Source organism: Neisseria sp. HMSC070F02 (assembly GCF_001814225.1).
In the GTDB taxonomy this organism is placed as follows: domain Bacteria; phylum Pseudomonadota; class Gammaproteobacteria; order Burkholderiales; family Neisseriaceae; genus Neisseria; species Neisseria meningitidis.
On sequence record NZ_KV815389.1, the window covers coordinates 1 to 1,243 of the forward strand.

The following is a 1,243-nucleotide window of genomic DNA, read 5'->3' on the forward strand; positions in this document are numbered from 1 at the left end:
ACTTATTACGTTTTTTTATCCAGAGATTATAAACATATCTAAACTATTATGCGTGGCGGTACTTCCAAAGGTAAATTTTAACCTAATCAATTTACTCAAACCATCCAAAAATTACCAAGCAGCAATATAAACACAGATTTATTTGAGCCAACCTGATCAAAACAAGGAACTAAATAGATGAAAAAGACCATTTTTAACATTACCAAAATGGACTGCCCGTCCGAAGAACAGCTCATTCGCATGCGTTTAAAAGATGTGTCTGATATTTATGAATTACAGTTTGATATTGCTGGGCGGTGCTTAACCGTCTATCACGATAATCAAGATACAACGATTTTACAAGTACTTGAACCGCTTAATTTTGATAGTCATATCATTTCCACCGAAGTGATTGTTGATAAGATAGTGTTTAACAAGCCTGATGAGCACTTAGAAAAAAGATTATTATATCAAGTGCTCATGATTAACTTTGTGTTTTTTATCATAGAGTGTTCGGTTGGTATTTTTGCTAATTCTATGGGGCTGATTGCTGATAGTCTAGATATGCTGGCGGACAGCTTTGTCTATATATTGGCGCTATCAGCCATTGGTATGACGCTGGCGTATAAAAAACGTGTGGCATTTTTGGCGGGGATAACGCAGATAATATTGGCGTTATTTGGGGTGATAGAAGTGATTAGGCGTTTTATCGGTGCTGAGCAGCTGCCCAATTATCAACTGATGATTGGCACGGCATTTTTGGCATTGATTGCAAACTGGCTGTGCTTATATCTACTGAGCAAAAATCAAAATAAAGAAATCCATATCAAAGCCAGCATGATTTTTACATCCAATGACATTATCATCAATATCGGTGTGATAGCGGCGGGAGCATTGACGTTATTGACTCATTCTAGCTATCCTGATTTAATCATTGGCATGATTGTCTTTGTCATTGTACTATTTGGTGCCAGAAATATTTTAAAATTGGCAAAATAATTCCTTTCACCAGCAAAGGAGTTTTTATGCAAATATCGGTCAAAGCTACCTACATACGTGGCAGTACTTCCAAAAACTTGATTTTTTAAAATGTGGTTAATGCGAGTTTGTTTATCTGGTATTTGATTGGTCAAGCCTTCATCCAAGCGTTTGACGATTTCACGCAAAAATACCCCTGATTTACACACAGGGTCTAAGAATGTCGCCTTTGGATTTGACCAAATCTCAGACGGAGACCTTTGCAAAATTCCCCAAAATCCCCTAA

The 1,243-nt window shown here is 36.9% G+C and carries 2 protein-coding genes; one reads left to right on the forward strand and one right to left on the reverse strand.

Features of this window, described 5'->3' with window-relative positions; all coding sequences use genetic code 11:
* Positions 1-177: 177 nt before the first annotated feature.
* Complete coding sequence (locus HMPREF2959_RS03730; protein WP_002212588.1) at positions 178-978, forward strand: cation efflux transmembrane domain-containing protein; 801 nt, start codon at positions 178-180, stop codon at positions 976-978.
* On the opposite strand, the gene HMPREF2959_RS12775 is transcribed toward HMPREF2959_RS03730, so the two are convergent.
* Positions 897-1,243 (reverse strand): hypothetical protein (locus HMPREF2959_RS12775; protein WP_246829032.1); only part of this gene is annotated, 347 nt, incomplete at its 5' end. The genes HMPREF2959_RS03730 and HMPREF2959_RS12775 overlap by 82 nt on opposite strands.

What these genes read in the sequence shown, in the direction of transcription:
- HMPREF2959_RS03730 (WP_002212588.1), top strand. Translation starts at nt 178, where the DNA reads ATGAAAAAGACCATTTTTAACATTACCAAAATGGACTGCCCGTCCGAA.